This is a genomic window from Pseudomonas sp. GV071, from assembly GCF_003050835.1.
Classification (GTDB): domain Bacteria; phylum Pseudomonadota; class Gammaproteobacteria; order Pseudomonadales; family Pseudomonadaceae; genus Aquipseudomonas.
The window spans coordinates 53,481-69,150 of sequence record NZ_QAOJ01000006.1; the positions used below are offsets into that span (position 1 = coordinate 53,481).

The window sequence follows — 15,670 nt, forward strand, 5'->3', positions numbered from 1 at the left end:
CCAAGACTCCATCAGCATCACCAGCGCGGGCCGGAACTACCAAACCAATCCAACTGATGAGTTACGCCCGCCGGGCAATGGGCCGATTAGTCGTCCCGCGCACCTTCTTAGCCAGGCCTTTACGCAAGCAACGAGCGCCCTCAGGCTTGAGCCGCAGGTGCTGGTCATTCTTGACCAGGTAACGCATGGCGTAGTGCACGTTTGCCCGAGCATTCAGATCTCGCCTATGGATTAGGCCAATCCCCAGCCTGTCTTGGTATTTGTCTTTGTCGAGGTTGCAGTTGTTGTAGCAGCCCTGACCACGGGTAATACGCTCCCACAGCTCACCGATCCGCTGCGCCCTGTAGATATCGGCACTCACTTCAGCACCGTTGAAGAAGAAGGCCGCATGTATGTGATACCCCCGATCCTCGCCTTGCTCAACACTGCATATGTAGCCGGTCTCATGGTCGAAAATCAGGTTACGCTCACGCTCAGCAATCAACCGATTCAGGTCGTCGAATACGTGCTCTACACGCAACCTAGCCTGAGCCTCCATCCGGTAGTACAGATCAACCCTGACAACGCAGGTACGGGCGTAAAGACTCCGTACGGCATCAACGTAACGACCGACTTCGACCTCCTGCTTCAGAGCCAGGTAACGCTGGTCATGTTCCCGGCGCGTATATCGTTTTTTGCTGAGAAGCGTTCGGATGTGTTTGGTCAGTTCGTTCAGCGTCTCGCTGGCGCTCAGATAGCGTGTTTCGCCTTCGTCTAAGCAGGTGATACCGACGTAGCCAAGCTCAAGCCCAATGGCCTGGCAGGCCTCTCGGAAAAGGTTCAAGTGCCAGCTGTAGTCATACACCACATCACACTCGAACAGAGCGACCATCTGTTCGATCCCATCGAAGTATTTTGACAGCCGGGTTGCAGTGACCTGCTGATCCCCATGCTTTGAATAAGTGATGCGGAAGGCTTGGCTATCTGTACGTTGGATCGCGTTGACGAGTCGTTCAATCCGGATAGCGATATTGGACTGCGAGAGGTAGGTGTAGCTGTGTCGTTGGGTCATCGTGTACGCCTGATTGGTTGATGGCATATCAGGTGCGTGATGTGTATTTATTTAATCGATGACCTATCCCACTGGTTGTGTGGTGGCGTCTGTGTAGGCATCTGCATTCAGGCTATTGGTTGGTTATGAATTGATAGTCTAGAACTATATAACTAGATCCCGCCGAAAGCCCCCGTCACCACGCCAACATGGCAAGACAATGAGGAGCAACATTGCCTTGCCAGCCGAGAAATTCGATCACTTGGATCTTGGGAGAGTTAGCTGAGAATGCCTGGCACACAACCCGGCATAAGCGCCATGACCAGCCAAAGCCGATCATGGCGCAAGTGGTCAGTTCTAGCTGGCCATACTCAAATGCCCTGAGGAGCGTATTGCAGCCCCCTCAGCCTGGTCACGCTCCTCGATCCTGGCCAGTATCCAGTCGTACACCTCGCTATCGACCCAGCCTACGCAGCGGTCGCCCAGAGATACCGGCTTGGGGAAGGCGCCTTCCCCGATGTATTTGTAAATGGTCGACCGGGCAAGACCAGTCGAGTCGATGACTTCTTTCAGACGAATAATTCGCATGAGCAGGCTCCTCTATGGCTCAGAGGATGTGCGAAGACGGTAAAAAAAGACGTCAGAGGGGCACACAGACGCTCTATCAAGGCATTACTTTTTTGAGTGGATCCATACTTGGTTCGGTCGCGAAAGTTTTTCCTAGACAACAACCAATTTCATAGTCTGCTATTTTTGCTACTAATAGCGGAAATAGCAGGCTTTTATGAAACACTCTGACAACGATGCAAAAGAATCAAATCATGACGAATCCCATGCCCACCAGGACAGCTGGCCATCTTTCCACGAGAAAAGCCTTACAGAGGCGGCTGTAACAGAAGCGGCACGAGAACTTCAGGTTTCCCGTGAGATGGCGCTGATGTGCGCCTTCGGGGCGATGGCCACGGCCTGCCAGAAACATGTCGACGTAGTGATGCCTACGGGACATAAAGTGCCGACCTCACTCATGCTGCTGACAATCGCCGACTCCGGTGAGCGCAAGACCACTACCCAGAACAATTTCTTTGAGGCAATAAATCGCCTAAATGATGCGGCGCATAGCGCCAACGAAAGTGCGTCGATAGAGCATCGCGTCGAGCACCAACTGTGGAACACACACAAGCGACACTTGGAGCGCATGTACAGCAAATGCGCTGCAGAGGCCCAAGATGAAGCCGCCATGCAGGCAGCGCTAAAGGCCATCGCCGAACATGTGAGACTCGAGCCCCAACCAGCTCGCTCGAGCAAGTTCCTCTATGAAGACACGACACCTCAAGCCCTTGTCCACATGCTTTACGAAAACGAACCCAATGGCTGCCTGCTGACGAGCGAAGCAAACGGTATTTTCAGCGGCAAAGCCCTAGGTGAGCTAGACAAGCTCAACACTCTGTGGGATGGAAATAGCGTAATCGTTGATCGGATTTCCAGAGAAGGATTTGTTCTTCAAAATGCCCGCCTCACGCTATCGCTAATGGCGCAACCGAGCGTAGTCAGCCGCTTCATGGGCAAGCGCGGCGAAGAGGCGCGCGGCACAGGATTCCTCGCCCGATTTCTTGTAGTAAAACCGCGCGCTATGGCTGGTCGGCGCACGGATCGAAAACTTACTGAGCTTCCACGCCGACTGGCTTTCAATATTCGTGTCCGCGAGTGCTTGGAATCAGCGGCATTGCCTAAGCGCCAACTACTATCCTTTTCGGAGCAGGCGAAAGACCTCTGGTTCAATTACAGCCGATATCTTGAAAAGCAGATGCAGGAGGACGGTTTATACCATTATCTAAAAGATCATGCCTCTAAGCTACTGGAAAACACCAGTCGTCTGGCTGCAATTCTGCATACTTTTGAGCGCGACTCAGACAGCGATACCGAAATTGACTACGCCACCTTGAAATTTTGCTGGGAGTTTTCACAGAACTGCTCAAGCCACTTCATTAAATACCTGGCAAGCGAGCCACAGATTGTTACAGATGCAAACCTCCTAGCACACTACCTACTCACAACTGCCCACAAAGAAGATCCACTCCAGAATAGAAATCAAGGGGAGAAAACCTTAAATGATTTAATGTCAGGGGCGGCGATTAGGCTTTCATTAACCAAAATTAAGCAAAATGGCCCCAGCTCACTCAGAGGACGCGCAAATAGCGAGCGACTTGACGCAGCCATTGAAATCCTAAGGAAGCTCGGACACATAGCAAGAGAAGGGAGATATTGTCGATTTAGCGAGTCAATTCTACTCAAAGAGGGTGAACCAGAATTGAAAAATGGCCAGATCATCACAATAAGAGAACTACCACTATTTAGCGAGCAGGTATATGAAAGACAGGAAAACTCCAGTAACGGCTCGCGAGGAGTGGCAGGTTACTTTATCAAAGTACGTTAACCAAATGGCGAGCCCCCTCACTGGAAAAACAATTTAAAACAACAAAGCCTTTGGAATTCAAAAAAAACTTACGACCAAACCGACCGAGGAGCTATACATAAGCAAGGAACAGCGCCAGACACAAATAGCTCGAAGAGATCATGCAACGCACAAGCTTTTGAATTATAGCTAGGCCCGACCAGAGATAATACGATTTCACACCAAAAAGAAGTTAAAACTGAAAACTTAAAAGTCCACGAAATCATTCATAATCTCAACGGCTTTTCGGTTGCCTGGGGCGTGTGGGAAGGCGATCCCAACCGGCTAGCAATGCGCTGGAATGGCGAGGGAGAAGATAAAGGTTATCCTAAGACATTTGGTCACCCTGCCTGGTTTATGCTGTCAACCGAGCTGAGCCTGCCTTTCCTGCAAGCACTTGATGCTTATAACCCTTCACACCGTGGGGCTGCTGGGGTCTCATAATGCGCTAAAATAATTCACTTCGCTCGCGAGGACTTGCCAAGGCCAGCACTAAAGCTTAATCATTAGGCGAACGACCAATAACTAAACAAGGAAAACTCATGATTAATGAAGAGAAATTATCGGCCGAACAGTTAAAAGATAGAGCTATAAGATTTTACTCCAGATACGGAAAAGAATTAGACCAGGTAGCAGAGCTTTTAGAAATTAAATTAAAGCAATTAGCTCTAGCTTATACAATAAATGAAAAGCTTCCGCCTGAAGCAGTAAAAATCACTACTCGCGTCAAGACGCTTAGTAGCTTCCTAAAGAAGCTAGAAGGGGATGGCTGGCCTCAATTTTATTATCCCACTGAGGTCATCAAAGACTTCATCGGTGCAAGAATGGTTTGTTGGTTTGTAGACGATGTGTATGGAATGCTAGCATCTATTAATTCATCTAGTCATTTTACAGTTGCAGATGAAACAAAATACCCCCTAAAGGACTTCATTAAAAATCCACAACCGGCTGGATACAGAGCTATTCATGTATTCGCAGACGTAGAATATGATAGCGTAAAAAAAGTGGACGACAAGGTAGTTGTCACTCCAAATAAAATTTTATGCGAAATACAAGTCAGATCAAAACTTCAAGATGCATGGGGAGATATTACTCATGAGTTTTTTTATAAGGCCAAAAATTACAATATAAAAAATGAGACACTTGAAAGCTTTCTTGCTGACATATCTGCACGACTTGCTATCGAGGATAAAACCTTAATGAAACTGAGGGATACTTACCAACAGCTTACAGACGAAAAACTTGCTGATGGCAATCGAGAAGGTCTACAGGATTAATAGCAAAGTTCAAATCTTCTATTCGCTCATTGGGGCCGGTTTAGCCAGCCCCTTTGCTTGATCATTAGGCCGCAGGATGGATCATGACCAACACTGAGAAAATGTTAGAAAAATTCATCCGCGGCTTAGGCGGGCATAGATACCGAGAAATGTTCGAAGTACTCGAATCCAGTGATCTTCGTCCCCTAGGAAAGTCAAACACCGAAACGCTGCTATTCCAGCTCCGAGCGACTAATAGTGAAACACTAGATATTTTTGCGTTTCGCTTGGGGCCGCCACCCGTAATTTCATTTCCGAAATCCTACTGGTTAGATAGGCCCAGTGAACTAAGCGGCCATCTATCTAACTTTACGTTTTCGGAAAAGCCGGCCATAACAACGCTGGTTTCTGACTCGCAATATTCAGCAGGCCAAGTAGAAATCACCCGCTCTACTCACAAGAGAATTATCGAGGTTTGCACCCGCGTCTGCGCCTCCCTGCGATAAGCACCTAGCAGTGGGGTAAATCCGTTCCCTTCGCTCTCTGGGACGTCCAAACTGGGCACTGGTATCTGAATGCTCAGAATGCTCGTCGCCGGATCGCGAAATTGGTCGCCAGAGGGATAGCTCTAGTGCATCAAACTCTGTACAGCAGCGAGAATGGCCGGCCAGCGCCTGCGACCGCGTGGCTCAATGGAAGCGCCCTAGAATGGCACAACGGAAAAGGGCTCTTTGTGGCACAGGCAGATGGAACAGAACAGGGAGCAAAGTTCATTGCCGGAAAGGAATGCCGCCAGCTTAGCCCAGTCTTCAGCACTACACACAGACAGGAGAAGTGCCTGATCTACACCATGTTGGATTGACCAACTATCCCGCATTGGATGGCATGGATTCTTTGATGGCGCTGGCAGCAGCTCGATTCGAACAAGGGATCTCAGACGTGCCGCTAGACGCGCAGACCTTGGCCATTTGTAAGGCCATTGGGGTATCCCCTCATGAGTATCTAGCTGCTCTGAGAACAGAGGTACCCCCCGAGACTTTTCCAGTTGATGGCGACACAATTGAAAGCCTAAGCACACAAACGCTGGCGATTTGCAAAGCTATGAACGTGTCACCAGCTGATTACCTAAGGACACTCCACGACTAGCTAATACCCTTGAACTGCTATAGTGGCGTAACGGGTGTGACACGGTGTAAATCTCCCGGCCGTACCACGCAGGCAACTGCGGAGGGCTATGTGGGGTTTCCGGCTTTAACCGGACTGGGAGGCCCCACCACCCGCCTATCCATATCAATCCGCGATCTATTGCCTGGTCCTTCCATAGGACTCAACGATACACGAAGGCCTCTTCGCAACTCCCACGACGCGGAAGCGGAAAGCCTGCACAGACTCCTTTACATACAGGCTTGTGCAAGAAGCCACTCAGGCACATACTGTATATATAGACAGTTAAGTGATTGTATTCCCTGCGAGCGTTTTGACCAGGACGCCAAAGAACGATAACGGCATGAGCAAAAAATCAGCGAACCTGAACGTGGCATTCCCCAAATGCAGGTACTGCAAACGCTACTGGCAGCCTGAAGAGGGGGTTATGGCGAGTAAATCGTATTGCTCGCTATGCTCAGAATCTCGACGGCTGCTTGCTGCGAGATATTTAGAGCTAAGACCCCTCAAGCACACAGATGGTAACCAGCGTTACATCCTTCCCCGCGCGCTTCGTTCCAATTAAGACTAGTCCCCGAAAAACCCTTCAAGCTCTCGTACGGCCTGGCCCTTACCGATAACACCGTCCGAAGATCCAAGGGTCATTTTTCTGCCCACATTACCAACCGGCTCACTCCAAGCTTTCCACTCGTGCTTCCGGGGGGAGTGTCTAGTCCATTCAACGACTTTTAATCGCCCTCCTGCCGGCAGCTCCCATCTCACCAGATCAGGCGTTACGACGACAGACCAGTTGGGAGTGGGGAGAGCCGAAAGCCCATTTAAAACCTGTCCAGCGGTCTGGTAACGCGCAGCAGGATCGTCATTCAGCATCTTTCGAATGGCTCTGCGCCAAGCTTTGGGGATGTGGGGAAGCCACCGAAGCGTGTCGGCGAACCCTCCCTCATGAACTATAGTTTGCGGTGAGGGCGACTCCTCATACCAACTCTTACCATGTAGTAGTCGATAGAGAGTCATTCCTAAAGCCCAGATATCTGTCTTGGCGCTAGTACCTTGCCCACACCAAACCTCATAGGCAATGTGGTCGCAATAACCTGCCTGGGAGCCATATCCCATGATCAAGTTATCAGTGACAAGCCCGAAGTCTCCCAATTGGGCAACTCCTGCCCCATCAAGCAAAATATTGCCTGGCTTAATATCTCGATGGAGCATGCCGCGAGCATGCAAAGCTTCCAGTCCGAGGCACACCTCGGTAGCCGCTTTACGAACATTTAACAGTTGCATCGGTGCCGTATCGAAAGCGCTTTGAAGCGAACCGCCTGGGCAGAGATCCATGCAAAAGCGGATGCTATTGCCATCGGGCAGCTCTTCGATGTGATAAACATGTACAACGTTTCGATGACGAGCTTTCGACAGATTTTGGGCCTCAGCCAAGAAGCCCGTCTTGAAAGCTAACCACTCAGCATCATCGTGCTCTGGCTTCCGGGCTAAAACCTTTACAGCTACCCTCCCGTGGACGCCATCTTCGCCGAGAAACACTTCTCCAAAATGGCCGTTTCCGAGCTTCGCACCAACACGCAGTTCAGGAACCACACCAGCCATCAACGATTCCTCGCCGCAATGATAAGCATGGCTGCCTCACGGCTGGTTTTTCTCAGCTTCCCACCCTCTACGTGCTCCCCCCAGAAGTCGTCATCCTTCAAGTACTCATCAACCTTGCGCTCGCCGTAGGTTCTGCTGATAACGGCTTTTGAAAGGATAGCGACACGAGATGCTGAAGCAGCCGCAGCGATGATTACACCCCGCACTTCGGCACTTTCTAGCAGAGCTAGTTTCGCGCTACCGGTGGGCAACGCACTGCTTTTCACCACAACCTGAGAAATCTCATTTTCTCGGAGATAATCGGCGCAACGCTGGTGGAGAACGGCAAGAGCTGGGCCTCGCTCCCCCTTCTGAAGACTCCAAGTCGAATCGGATAGAACCGTGACTGGCAAACTTTTGTCGTCCGGCACCTCGGTATCTACCACTGTGACCCCCTCCCCTACGACTACGATGCCAACGTAACGTCTTGTCATGCCAAAACTTCCTTGTGCGGTTGTAGGACAGTATTAAAACGCCAGTCTAGCAGTCCGAGAATGCGGATAGCACATTGCCAGGGTAAAGCTGTTTGGAGTGGGATATAAATCAGCCGTCGCCGGCACAGGTAGGGGACCAACCAAAGGAAAACCCAGCTATCCAGCTGAGTCGGGAGCTCAAGAAACGGGCGCATCTTTCGCGGACGCTTAGGATGCCAAATAACCTGCAAAAAGCAGGAAATCAGCTGTGCTAGCTCATGCCAGATAGGAAGCAAAACACTGCCAAATCGGGCGCGAACCTACAGAATCATGCAGTGCCAAATCCGGCGCGCTTACAACATAATTTCCGGTGGCACAAAAAGTGGCACAAAAACCGTCAACGGGAGAAAAATCTCTCCATAAAAAAATCCAGTCACCGCTAAGTGACTGGATTTCTTGGAGAATAATGGTCGGGACGGAGTGATTCGAACACTCGACCCCTAGCACCCCATGCTAGCCAGATAAGACATATAAGCCATTGATTTAAAATAGATATTGCCCTTCTATCACCGTGCAAACTACGCCGCGAATTGTGCTTTTGCAAACGAAAGTACGCGGCCTCCAGCGGTGGTTTTGCGCAAGTGCTTCCCATCCCGAAACATTGGCAAGACGATTTAGTTTTTGCCCTTTTTAGCGCTGCATAGGGTTGTGGCAAGACCGCGGTTTAAATCCCGACCTCCACTTTTTGCATAGCACTCCAAAGTGTTTCCAGCGTTCGTTGAGCCTGCGCAAAGTTCTACTGCAATGCCTCGCAAAATCTCTTCATCTATTTTTGAGGCGCCCTGATAGCAATTGACCGGTTCCGGCGACCATGAGCCAGAACAAAGCTCCGTCGCGAGCCCTATGGGCATTTCTGGATCGACGTTGGCGACATCGTCGAGACAGTCATAAGGATCGTAAGCGAGCGCTGAGTGGCCGAGACTCATCAACAAGGAGAAGAGGATGATCTGTATACGGATAGATTGCCTTGCTTGCTGCATGCGATTCCCCATCGAATTTGGGCCTGAACGCTCGTTTATATAGCACCTGCTAAGGAGATGCGCTTGAGCGCCATCCAGGGTTCCCCGCCCCGGGGCGCGACATTTCCTTATGATGCCCCTCGGGGGTCATAGGGGCCTGTAGGGCTCATTCCCCCGTTGGTACTCCCCCGCTTCACCCGCCAATTTCCCCTGCTTTCCCCATCCATTGGTACAGAAATTGGTACAAGACGCCCTCACCTCACCGTCCAAAGCTCATCCAGCCGAGTCGTAAAACTCGGGCTCTTGAGTTCCCTCCTCATGCCCCAGTCCGGCGTCGCCGGAACCCCACCAGGGCGAACCGTTCCCCTTCCCCACTTCGCGTTGATCATGTCCATTACGCTCATCACCCGCTCACTTGCCTCCGGCTGCACTAGGGCAAACATGTCGTCGGTAAACTCGCCGCGCTGACGGAGATCGATCAGCAGGATCTCCGCCTTGCTGTACTTGAAGCCCTCCCGAAACACTTCTTCCAGGCCGGCCATGGCCGCTTTGGTGATAATCCGGGTGTCATCTGTCGGGTACGGCAGCTCGCACACCACGCCCCGGGCGAACTTCGGTTCGTCGGGATTGAACATGCCCGTGCGGATGCTGACTCTCACCTTCTTGCATAGCGAACCCTGGCCACGAAGTTTCTCGCAGGCCCTGGCGGCGTAGGTGGCCACCGCTTCGCGGATAGGCTCAATGTTGGTCAGGCGCTTGCCGAACATCCGGCTGCAGCAAATTTCCTGCTTGGGTGGCGCCACCTCCTCCAGTTCCATGCAGGGCGTGCCGCGCAACTCCCTGGCTGTCTTCTCCACCACCACGCTGAACTGCTTACGCAAGGTCCAAGGATCGGCCTGGGCCAAGTCCCAGGCAGTTTTGATGCTCATGCTGGTCAGGTGCTCGGTCATCCGCCGGCCGATTCCCCACACGTCGCTGACTTCGCACGCCTTCAGCAGCTTGTCCCGACGCTCCGGGTTTGTGATGTCCACCACTCCGCCCGTTTGGCGCTGCCAGCGCTTCGCCGCGTGATTCGCCAACTTCGCCAGGGTCTTGGTGCCGGCGATGCCCACCCCAACGGGGATGCCCGTATAGCGCTGTACTTTCGAGCGGATTTGGCGGCCCAGGCTCTCCAGCGGCACGGTCATGCCGGTAAGGTCGCAAAAGGCTTCGTCGATGCTGTAGATCTCCACCGCCGGCACCAGGCTTTCGATGACGGTCATGACGCGCTGACTCAGATCGCCATACAGGGCGTAGTTGCTGGAGAAGGCGACAATGCCATTCGCCTCGAGCTTTTCCTTGATCTGGAAATACGGCTCGCCCATTTTCACGAACGGCTTGGCATCGGCGCTGCGGGCGATCACACAGCCATCGTTGTTGCTGAGCACCACGATCGGCACTCGGAGCAGGTCAGGTCGAAACACCCTTTCGCAGCTGGCGTAGAAGCTGTTGCAATCCACCAGGGCGAAGCACGGCCTATGCTCGGGCATGGGAATGGCTTCGGATGCTGTACAAGACCACTCCCCAGATCACCAGCTCGTCGGACTCGAACACGTATCGCGGTGCGAAAAGGGGATTCTCAGATTGCAGGATGAACTGATCGCCCTCTTTGCCCAGCGTCTTGATCAGCGGCTCGTTGTTGAGGGCAGCGATGACGATCAGGCCGGGCTTCGGCTCGACGGAGCGATCCACCACCACCAAGTCACCATCAAATATCCCGACACCGGTCATGCTGTCGCCGCCGACCCGGGCGAGAAAGGTTTGGGGCAGACGCAGACCCAGCAGCTCGTCGAGGGAAATTTCCCGCTCGATATGGTCCTGCGCCGGCGATGGGAACCCAGCCGGAACGGTGAATGAGTAGAGCGGCAGACGCCGCCCCTGAACATTTATGTGTCCAAGGTAGTCGATTGACATAGGAAGCAGCCGAAGATAACTGTGTATTTATACAGTAATGCGGCGAGATCAGTCCGACAAGGTGGACTGACGAACAGCAGGCGGGAGAAGACGATGTGCGGGCGCTATGCGAAAGAGCAGGATCTGGACCGCTGGCGGGACGTGCTGGCGATCATGCAGCCGATCGAGGACCGGACTGACCCGGCTGCCGGGCCGCGGTACAACATCGCCCCAACCCAGAAGGCGCCGATCATCTACGACACTGGGAATGGGCTGGCAGCCGAGGCCATACGCTGGGGATGGGCGCCGCATTGGGCGAAGGAAAGGAAGATGCCGCCGGCGATCAACGCCAGGGTGGAGACGGTGGCCACCGGTAATTTCTTCCGGGCTATCTGGAAGCACCGCGCGCTTGCGCTGGCCGATGGTTGGTTTGAATGGGTGAAGCACCCGGATGATCCTAAGATCAAACAGCCCTACTTCATCAAGGCCAAGGCCGGGGCGCCGCTGTTCTTCGCTTCCCTCTGCCAGGTCACCCAGGGCCTGGAACAAGCCGAAGACGACGGCTTCACCATCATCACCGCCGCAGCGGACTCGGGCCTGCTGGATATCCACGACCGGCGCCCGGTAGTGCTGCCGCCGGAACTGGCCGCCGAATGGATCGACCCCAGCACCGAGCCAGCCAGAGCGCTTGCGATCGCGACCGACCACGGCCTGGGTGCCGATGCCTTCACCTGGTACCCGGTGCCAAAAGCAGTAGGAAGCCCGCGCAACCAAGGGCCCGAGCTGATACAGCGGATCAACGACCCAGTGGTCAGCGTGCCCTCACAGCCTCAATAAGCCCTTTGTGGTTCCGCTGGCACTCGAGGTACTGGCCGGCCAGGGCCACATCCGCCAGCACCAACTCGCCCGGGTCGCCGGTGCCATCCTCTGCCGCCGGCACCGCCACCAGATCAGGGCACGGCTGCAGCAGGTTCTGATCGATCAGCACCGGCGCGGGCGGCGTTGATGTTGCGCATCCAGCCAGCAGGCAGACGGCAGCCAGGGTCCATAGGCTCTTTGATAATTTCATGGCGGGTCTTCTGGTAGATGGTGGTGTTGGTGATCTTGATGCTGGCCACGGCCTTGGCGGTGCTATCCGCTACGCTGGCGATTACCTGGCGCGCCAGATCCTGCTGGGCCTGCTGCACCTCCAGCCGCGAGGCTTCGTCACTGCCGGCTTTCCAGTCGCGGATCTGCCAGCCGATGCCAATGCCGACAACACCAACCACCAGGTAGGCCACAACCCTCAGTACCAGCTCGTTCATGCCAGCACCCGCTTCGCCGCTTCCCAAAGCGCCACCCGCTCGGCCTGGCCGTTCAACCCGCCGTTGATGCGCTTGGTGATCGCCTCGAAGTGGCCTGCGTCGGCCAGCTCGTTCAGGCCGTGCTCTTGCCAGAACCAAGCCGCCGATAGCGCGGCGTACACCGGCTGCTCCAGCAGTTGGGGCGTGGTTTCCAGGGCAGCCCCCAGAGCCATGCCCGCGGCGCGGTAGTTCGCTCGGCCGGTGGTCTGGATCAGGCCACGCCCACGGAAGCGCCAGCCATCGCCGGAATTTTCCGGACCATTCCCCAGCCGACCGCCGTACACCGAGTTGGCAATCGCCTGCGGGTTGCGCTGCAGCTGCAAGGCCTGCGCGTTGGGTTTGCCGTCGGCGCCTCGGAATCGGCCAGGCCAAGTGTTGGCCAGGCCCTGGGCGCTGTAGTTGAGGTTTTCCACCAGGTGAGCGAGCTGCCCGCTTTCGTGCCCGACCTGGGCCAGGAAGGCGGCGGCGCGCGCCGGCGTGTTGACTTCGAAGCGGGCCATGGCCGCGTTGAGCGCAGATGCAAAAACGCCCGCGACTGGGCGGGCGTTCGGCAGAATCTGCACCAGCTGCTGCTGGGTGAGTTGCATGGTTTTCTCCAGGCATGAAAAAGCCCGCGCTTGGCGGGCTTGTGGGTCTTATGCGGGGCGGACTGGCCTATCTCCGAAAGGAAAGGCGGTGTTGGTCTCTTTCCAGGCACTCACTTTGGTGCGATAGCTCAGCCACTTGTTTCGAGTGCCCGGCAGCAAATCGGCTGGTGGGTCCTCCCCTTCTTCAGCTGCCGCAGCGGCTTCCTCGATCGCCTCAAGCTGACGAGCGATCACCGTTAGCTCGCCGTCCCGCCACTCGGTTTCCAGGTTCACTGCAGCACTGCGACTCGGCCCATAGGGGCCATCAGGGAACTGCCAAACCTGGTCTGAGTTCTCAGGACCGTAAGGCACCTCGATCCATCCTTCAGGCGGTTCTTCGGTGGCGTCGGCAATCGAACCTAGGCAAACGCCATCGCCATTTACGTAAAACTTCTGCATCTGAGCCTCTCTTAGCTGTCGGCGATTGCCAGAACCCGAAGAACTAAACGCCAGCAAGCCGGGTTCATAACGAAACCAAGTCCTGTGGAGTTATTCATTCCGGCCAGCCCCGATGTGCCCGGACGGACGATCAAGCTCGTCGCGGTTTTTTTAATGCTCAAACCGTACGTCCCACTGGTGCTTGTGCTGGGGCTATCCGTCGCGGTTTGCATCACCACCACATCGTCGACTACGAACGCGCCATCAGCCGCAATACAGACGGCGTCCGCAGATACCGAAAACAAAGTGCCAGCCAACCCATGCACGACCGTAATAGGCGATCCGGCGGTGTATGCGAGTAGGCCGCTGGTGTACCTCTTGATCAGCTGCGGCGCCTGATACGAAGTGCAACGCCAGTTCCCAGAGCCCAGCGAAAGGAACGTTGCCGTGTCACCGGCCACCGTAGTGATGTTGGCGGCCCCCGGTAGGATGAGCGAAGTACCGCTATGGGTCAGCGTAAGAGCGGCGGCAAAGACCACGGTGCGCTCGGCGCCGGCGGCGATGCTGTCGAAAGCGGTGATGGTGGTGGTGCCGGTAATTGTGATGTTGTTGGACGCTGCGGCGCCGATATTCACGGTGCTGGCAGATGCAATGCTCACAGGGGCCGCGCCATTTACCGCACCCGCCAGGGTAAGCGCGTCGCCGTCGGCGAACTCGCGCAGTTCCCCCACCCCGCTTCCTGCATCGACCAGTTTCAACGCGCGACTAGCCATTGGTGGTCACCTGTACTTTCAATTCAGTACCCCCAGCCAGGTAGGCCGATACGGAAGAGCCGGCGTTCAACGCCAGCTTGAGGACGGTGCCGCCGGCTTTGTACACCGGCAGCGACTTCGGCACGTTCAACCGAGAAGCCACGATAGTCCCGGAGTGGTTGGTCACGTACTGGTCGTAGCCGTCGCCGGCCCGCACGAAGTAGATGGCATCCGCCTCCAGCGTGCCCGGCAGCGCCGCCACGTACTTGTGGAATTTGAGCTCTGCCATGGGGCTACCAGTTCGTGGAGTTCCATTCGGCCGGGATGGCGGCGCCGTTGAAGCGCGCCAGGCCGCCCGCCTCGCTGAACTTGTCCAGGGTCGCCTTGTTGGCGTGCGAGTGGCTGGCAGATACGGCCGCGTCGATCTGCGTCGGCGTCGATACCGGCTTGCCCGTGATCGCATCCCAGGTCAGTTCGATATCCATCGACTCGTATTCAGCCACCTTCAGCCAGCTGCTGGTGGCCGGGTTCCAGGCATAAAGCGCGGCGCCAGCCTCGACGGTTGGATCGCCGGTGGCGTCCTGCACCAAGACAAACACAGCCTGGGTCAGGTCATCCTCCAGCGCATCGCGGGCGGCGATATCGGCGGCGAACAGCACCGGGGCGCCAGAGCTTGGCAGGCTGCTCAGCGCGGCAGTGATCAGGGCGTTGATCATCGCGCTGTTGCCCAGAGACTTCGCCTCACCGGCCGCATTCGTCAGGTACGACTCTGCGTAGTCCCCGTTGAGCAGGTAGTAAAACGAATCCGGCTGCAGCGTGCTGGGCAGCGAAGTGACTTTGAAAAATTGAATCTGTGCCATTGGTTCACCTGCAAGGGTTGGGTTACCAGTCTTTTACTTGCCACTCGGCGGCGCCCTCTCCGGGCGGACCTGGTGGGCCTTGTTCTCCGGCCGTGATCACCAGCACGTCGACGCCGGCCTCAACGGTTACGGCGTATTCGATGGCGGCTTCGATCACCAGCGGCGGGCAGTCGCCCTCCACCGTCACCGCCCAGGGTTCACCGGTTTCAACCATCGCGTGTCACCTCCAGGCTCACCGTCACTGCCCCCTCGAAGTAGCGGTGCACTGTGCCGTCGGGATACTCGACCTCGAGGTCGTAGACACCCTTGGTCCAGGTGAACGCGGCGGTAGCGGCCGCGCTGACCTGGCGAACGATGGTGCCGGCACCGGTGATGGCCAGGCCGTCGTTTTCCGTGGTGAGCTCGAGCAGCACATTCCCACCAGGTGCATCGCGCACCTGCATGCGGGCCTTGGCGCCAGTCAGGGCCACCGGTGGCTGGTAGATCAACTGGCCGCCGGCAGGCACCCGGCCAACCGCCGAGATGGTGTTGATCGACAGGGTGTCGTCATCGATGACCTGAACCCGGTGCGGCACCGACGTGCGAGGCACCCGGTTCAGCTCGGACATTTGCTGCACGCCCTGAATCCACACCAGCCAGTCGCCTGGCAGGTCGTGGTCAACCGTCAACAGCACAGGGGCCGCCGGCGCGATCGAGGTGATCGGCCGGTACACGAAGAGCGGCTGCATGATTCGAAGCGTGTCGCGCAGGGTCGCGCCCTGAATGACGCGCAAGGGGACATTGGCCGGCTGCATGCGGCTACTCCAT

19 protein-coding genes and 1 pseudogene are annotated in these 15,670 nt (G+C 55.5%); 5 read left to right on the forward strand and 15 right to left on the reverse strand.

Annotation, left to right across the window (positions count from 1 at the left end; all coding sequences use genetic code 11):
- Positions 1–61 precede the first annotated feature (61 nt).
- Together C8K61_RS12630 and C8K61_RS12635 are read right to left on the reverse strand one after the other, a co-directional pair.
- Entirely contained in the window at positions 62–1,051 is a 990-nt protein-coding gene (locus C8K61_RS12630; RefSeq protein WP_108096608.1) for an inovirus-type Gp2 protein, read from the reverse strand.
- A 336-nt stretch (positions 1,052–1,387) separates the two neighbouring features.
- Positions 1,388–1,618, reverse strand: coding sequence for an AlpA family transcriptional regulator (locus C8K61_RS12635; protein ID WP_108096609.1), 231 nt, complete (start codon positions 1,616–1,618; stop codon positions 1,388–1,390).
- Positions 1,619–1,814: 196 nt separating this feature from the next.
- Between C8K61_RS12635 and C8K61_RS12640 the strand changes: the two genes are divergently transcribed.
- The 4 genes and pseudogenes from C8K61_RS12640 to C8K61_RS27230 form a co-directional block, all read left to right on the forward strand.
- Positions 1,815–3,464, forward strand: a complete 1,650-nt coding sequence (locus tag C8K61_RS12640) for a YfjI family protein (RefSeq protein ID WP_108096610.1) — start codon at positions 1,815–1,817, stop codon at positions 3,462–3,464.
- Between the two features lie 560 nt (positions 3,465–4,024).
- A complete protein-coding gene (locus C8K61_RS12645) occupies positions 4,025–4,759 on the forward strand; it encodes a GTP pyrophosphokinase family protein (RefSeq protein ID WP_108096611.1) in 735 nt (244 codons plus the stop codon).
- Between the two features lie 83 nt (positions 4,760–4,842).
- Positions 4,843–5,244 (forward strand): hypothetical protein, encoded by a 402-nt coding sequence (locus tag C8K61_RS26610; RefSeq protein ID WP_146174279.1) that lies wholly within the window; start codon positions 4,843–4,845, stop codon positions 5,242–5,244.
- Positions 5,245–5,306: 62 nt separating this feature from the next.
- Positions 5,307–5,884: pseudogene (locus C8K61_RS27230) on the forward strand (phage protease); the annotation flags it as partial.
- 585 nt (positions 5,885–6,469) lie between these two features.
- On the opposite strand, the gene C8K61_RS12660 reads toward C8K61_RS27230, so the two are convergent.
- The 5 genes from C8K61_RS12660 to C8K61_RS12675 all read right to left on the reverse strand — a co-directional run bounded on the left by C8K61_RS12660 (position 6,470) and on the right by C8K61_RS12675 (position 10,925).
- The gene (locus tag C8K61_RS12660; protein ID WP_108096613.1) at positions 6,470–7,501 is read right to left on the reverse strand and encodes a serine/threonine-protein kinase; all 1,032 of its coding nucleotides are present in this window, start codon (positions 7,499–7,501) and stop codon (positions 6,470–6,472) included.
- Positions 7,501–7,974: a hypothetical protein gene (locus tag C8K61_RS12665; protein WP_108096614.1), complete on the reverse strand. Its 474-nt coding sequence runs from the start codon at positions 7,972–7,974 to the stop codon at positions 7,501–7,503. Before C8K61_RS12665 ends, C8K61_RS12660 begins: the two co-directional genes overlap by 1 nt.
- Positions 7,975–8,627: 653 nt before the next feature.
- Entirely contained in the window at positions 8,628–8,993 is a 366-nt protein-coding gene (locus C8K61_RS26615) for a hypothetical protein (RefSeq protein ID WP_146174280.1), read from the reverse strand.
- A gap of 233 nt (positions 8,994–9,226) precedes the next feature.
- On the reverse strand, positions 9,227–10,501 hold the full coding sequence (gene umuC, locus C8K61_RS12670; RefSeq protein WP_108096615.1) for a translesion error-prone DNA polymerase V subunit UmuC: 1,275 nt from the start codon (positions 10,499–10,501) through the stop codon (positions 9,227–9,229).
- The gene (locus C8K61_RS12675) at positions 10,488–10,925 is read right to left on the reverse strand and encodes a LexA family transcriptional regulator (RefSeq protein ID WP_108096616.1); all 438 of its coding nucleotides are present in this window, start codon (positions 10,923–10,925) and stop codon (positions 10,488–10,490) included. The genes umuC and C8K61_RS12675 overlap by 14 nt, the downstream gene beginning before the upstream one ends.
- Before the next feature lie 93 nt (positions 10,926–11,018).
- Between C8K61_RS12675 and C8K61_RS12680 the strand changes: the two genes are divergently transcribed.
- The gene (locus C8K61_RS12680) at positions 11,019–11,741 is read left to right on the forward strand and encodes an SOS response-associated peptidase (protein WP_108096617.1); all 723 of its coding nucleotides are present in this window, start codon (positions 11,019–11,021) and stop codon (positions 11,739–11,741) included.
- 113 nt (positions 11,742–11,854) lie between these two features.
- Here the strand turns inward: C8K61_RS12680 and C8K61_RS12685 are convergent, their stop codons facing one another.
- From C8K61_RS12685 to C8K61_RS12720, 8 genes are read right to left on the reverse strand one after another with little or no spacing between them, the layout of a single operon-like run.
- Complete coding sequence (locus tag C8K61_RS12685) at positions 11,855–12,208, reverse strand: hypothetical protein (RefSeq protein ID WP_108096618.1); 354 nt, start codon at positions 12,206–12,208, stop codon at positions 11,855–11,857.
- The gene (locus tag C8K61_RS12690; RefSeq protein WP_108096619.1) at positions 12,205–12,834 is read right to left on the reverse strand and encodes a glycoside hydrolase family 19 protein; all 630 of its coding nucleotides are present in this window, start codon (positions 12,832–12,834) and stop codon (positions 12,205–12,207) included. The genes C8K61_RS12685 and C8K61_RS12690 overlap by 4 nt, the downstream gene beginning before the upstream one ends.
- 48 nt (positions 12,835–12,882) lie before the next feature.
- Positions 12,883–13,272 carry a hypothetical protein gene (locus C8K61_RS12695; RefSeq protein WP_108096620.1) on the reverse strand — a complete coding sequence of 130 codons (390 nt, stop codon included), beginning with the start codon at positions 13,270–13,272 and terminating at the stop codon, positions 12,883–12,885.
- An 11-nt stretch (positions 13,273–13,283) separates the two neighbouring features.
- Positions 13,284–14,024: a hypothetical protein gene (locus tag C8K61_RS12700; RefSeq protein WP_108096621.1), complete on the reverse strand. Its 741-nt coding sequence runs from the start codon at positions 14,022–14,024 to the stop codon at positions 13,284–13,286.
- Positions 14,017–14,292: a hypothetical protein gene (locus tag C8K61_RS12705; protein WP_108096622.1), complete on the reverse strand. Its 276-nt coding sequence runs from the start codon at positions 14,290–14,292 to the stop codon at positions 14,017–14,019. Before C8K61_RS12705 ends, C8K61_RS12700 begins: the two co-directional genes overlap by 8 nt.
- 4 nt (positions 14,293–14,296) lie before the next feature.
- Positions 14,297–14,863 carry a hypothetical protein gene (locus tag C8K61_RS12710; protein WP_108096623.1) on the reverse strand — a complete coding sequence of 189 codons (567 nt, stop codon included), beginning with the start codon at positions 14,861–14,863 and terminating at the stop codon, positions 14,297–14,299.
- A gap of 22 nt (positions 14,864–14,885) precedes the next feature.
- Positions 14,886–15,077 (reverse strand): hypothetical protein, encoded by a 192-nt coding sequence (locus C8K61_RS12715; protein ID WP_108096624.1) that lies wholly within the window; start codon positions 15,075–15,077, stop codon positions 14,886–14,888.
- The gene (locus C8K61_RS12720; RefSeq protein ID WP_371919991.1) at positions 15,070–15,591 is read right to left on the reverse strand and encodes a hypothetical protein; all 522 of its coding nucleotides are present in this window, start codon (positions 15,589–15,591) and stop codon (positions 15,070–15,072) included. Before C8K61_RS12720 ends, C8K61_RS12715 begins: the two co-directional genes overlap by 8 nt.
- Positions 15,592–15,670 lie beyond the last annotated feature (79 nt).

Bases quoted from the DNA above. Each gene is read 5' to 3' on its own strand.
- C8K61_RS12630 (WP_108096608.1), bottom strand. From the start codon at position 1,051: ATGACCCAACGACACAGCTACACCTACCTCTCGCAGTCCAATATCGCT.
- C8K61_RS12635 (WP_108096609.1), bottom strand. From the start codon at position 1,618: ATGCGAATTATTCGTCTGAAAGAAGTCATCGACTCGACTGGTCTTGCC.
- C8K61_RS12640 (WP_108096610.1), top strand. From the start codon at position 1,815: ATGAAACACTCTGACAACGATGCAAAAGAATCAAATCATGACGAATCC.
- C8K61_RS12645 (WP_108096611.1), top strand. From the start codon at position 4,025: ATGATTAATGAAGAGAAATTATCGGCCGAACAGTTAAAAGATAGAGCT.
- C8K61_RS26610 (WP_146174279.1), top strand. From the start codon at position 4,843: ATGACCAACACTGAGAAAATGTTAGAAAAATTCATCCGCGGCTTAGGC.
- C8K61_RS12660 (WP_108096613.1), bottom strand. From the start codon at position 7,501: ATGGCTGGTGTGGTTCCTGAACTGCGTGTTGGTGCGAAGCTCGGAAAC.
- C8K61_RS12665 (WP_108096614.1), bottom strand. From the start codon at position 7,974: ATGACAAGACGTTACGTTGGCATCGTAGTCGTAGGGGAGGGGGTCACA.
- C8K61_RS26615 (WP_146174280.1), bottom strand. From the start codon at position 8,993: ATGCAGCAAGCAAGGCAATCTATCCGTATACAGATCATCCTCTTCTCC.
- umuC (WP_108096615.1), bottom strand. From the start codon at position 10,501: ATGCCCGAGCATAGGCCGTGCTTCGCCCTGGTGGATTGCAACAGCTTC.
- C8K61_RS12675 (WP_108096616.1), bottom strand. From the start codon at position 10,925: ATGTCAATCGACTACCTTGGACACATAAATGTTCAGGGGCGGCGTCTG.
- C8K61_RS12680 (WP_108096617.1), top strand. From the start codon at position 11,019: ATGTGCGGGCGCTATGCGAAAGAGCAGGATCTGGACCGCTGGCGGGAC.
- C8K61_RS12685 (WP_108096618.1), bottom strand. From the start codon at position 12,208: ATGAACGAGCTGGTACTGAGGGTTGTGGCCTACCTGGTGGTTGGTGTT.
- C8K61_RS12690 (WP_108096619.1), bottom strand. From the start codon at position 12,834: ATGCAACTCACCCAGCAGCAGCTGGTGCAGATTCTGCCGAACGCCCGC.
- C8K61_RS12695 (WP_108096620.1), bottom strand. From the start codon at position 13,272: ATGCAGAAGTTTTACGTAAATGGCGATGGCGTTTGCCTAGGTTCGATT.
- C8K61_RS12700 (WP_108096621.1), bottom strand. From the start codon at position 14,024: ATGGCTAGTCGCGCGTTGAAACTGGTCGATGCAGGAAGCGGGGTGGGG.
- C8K61_RS12705 (WP_108096622.1), bottom strand. From the start codon at position 14,292: ATGGCAGAGCTCAAATTCCACAAGTACGTGGCGGCGCTGCCGGGCACG.
- C8K61_RS12710 (WP_108096623.1), bottom strand. From the start codon at position 14,863: ATGGCACAGATTCAATTTTTCAAAGTCACTTCGCTGCCCAGCACGCTG.
- C8K61_RS12715 (WP_108096624.1), bottom strand. From the start codon at position 15,077: ATGGTTGAAACCGGTGAACCCTGGGCGGTGACGGTGGAGGGCGACTGC.
- C8K61_RS12720 (WP_371919991.1), bottom strand. From the start codon at position 15,591: ATGCAGCCGCTCTTCGTGTACCGGCCGATCACCTCGATCGCGCCGGCG.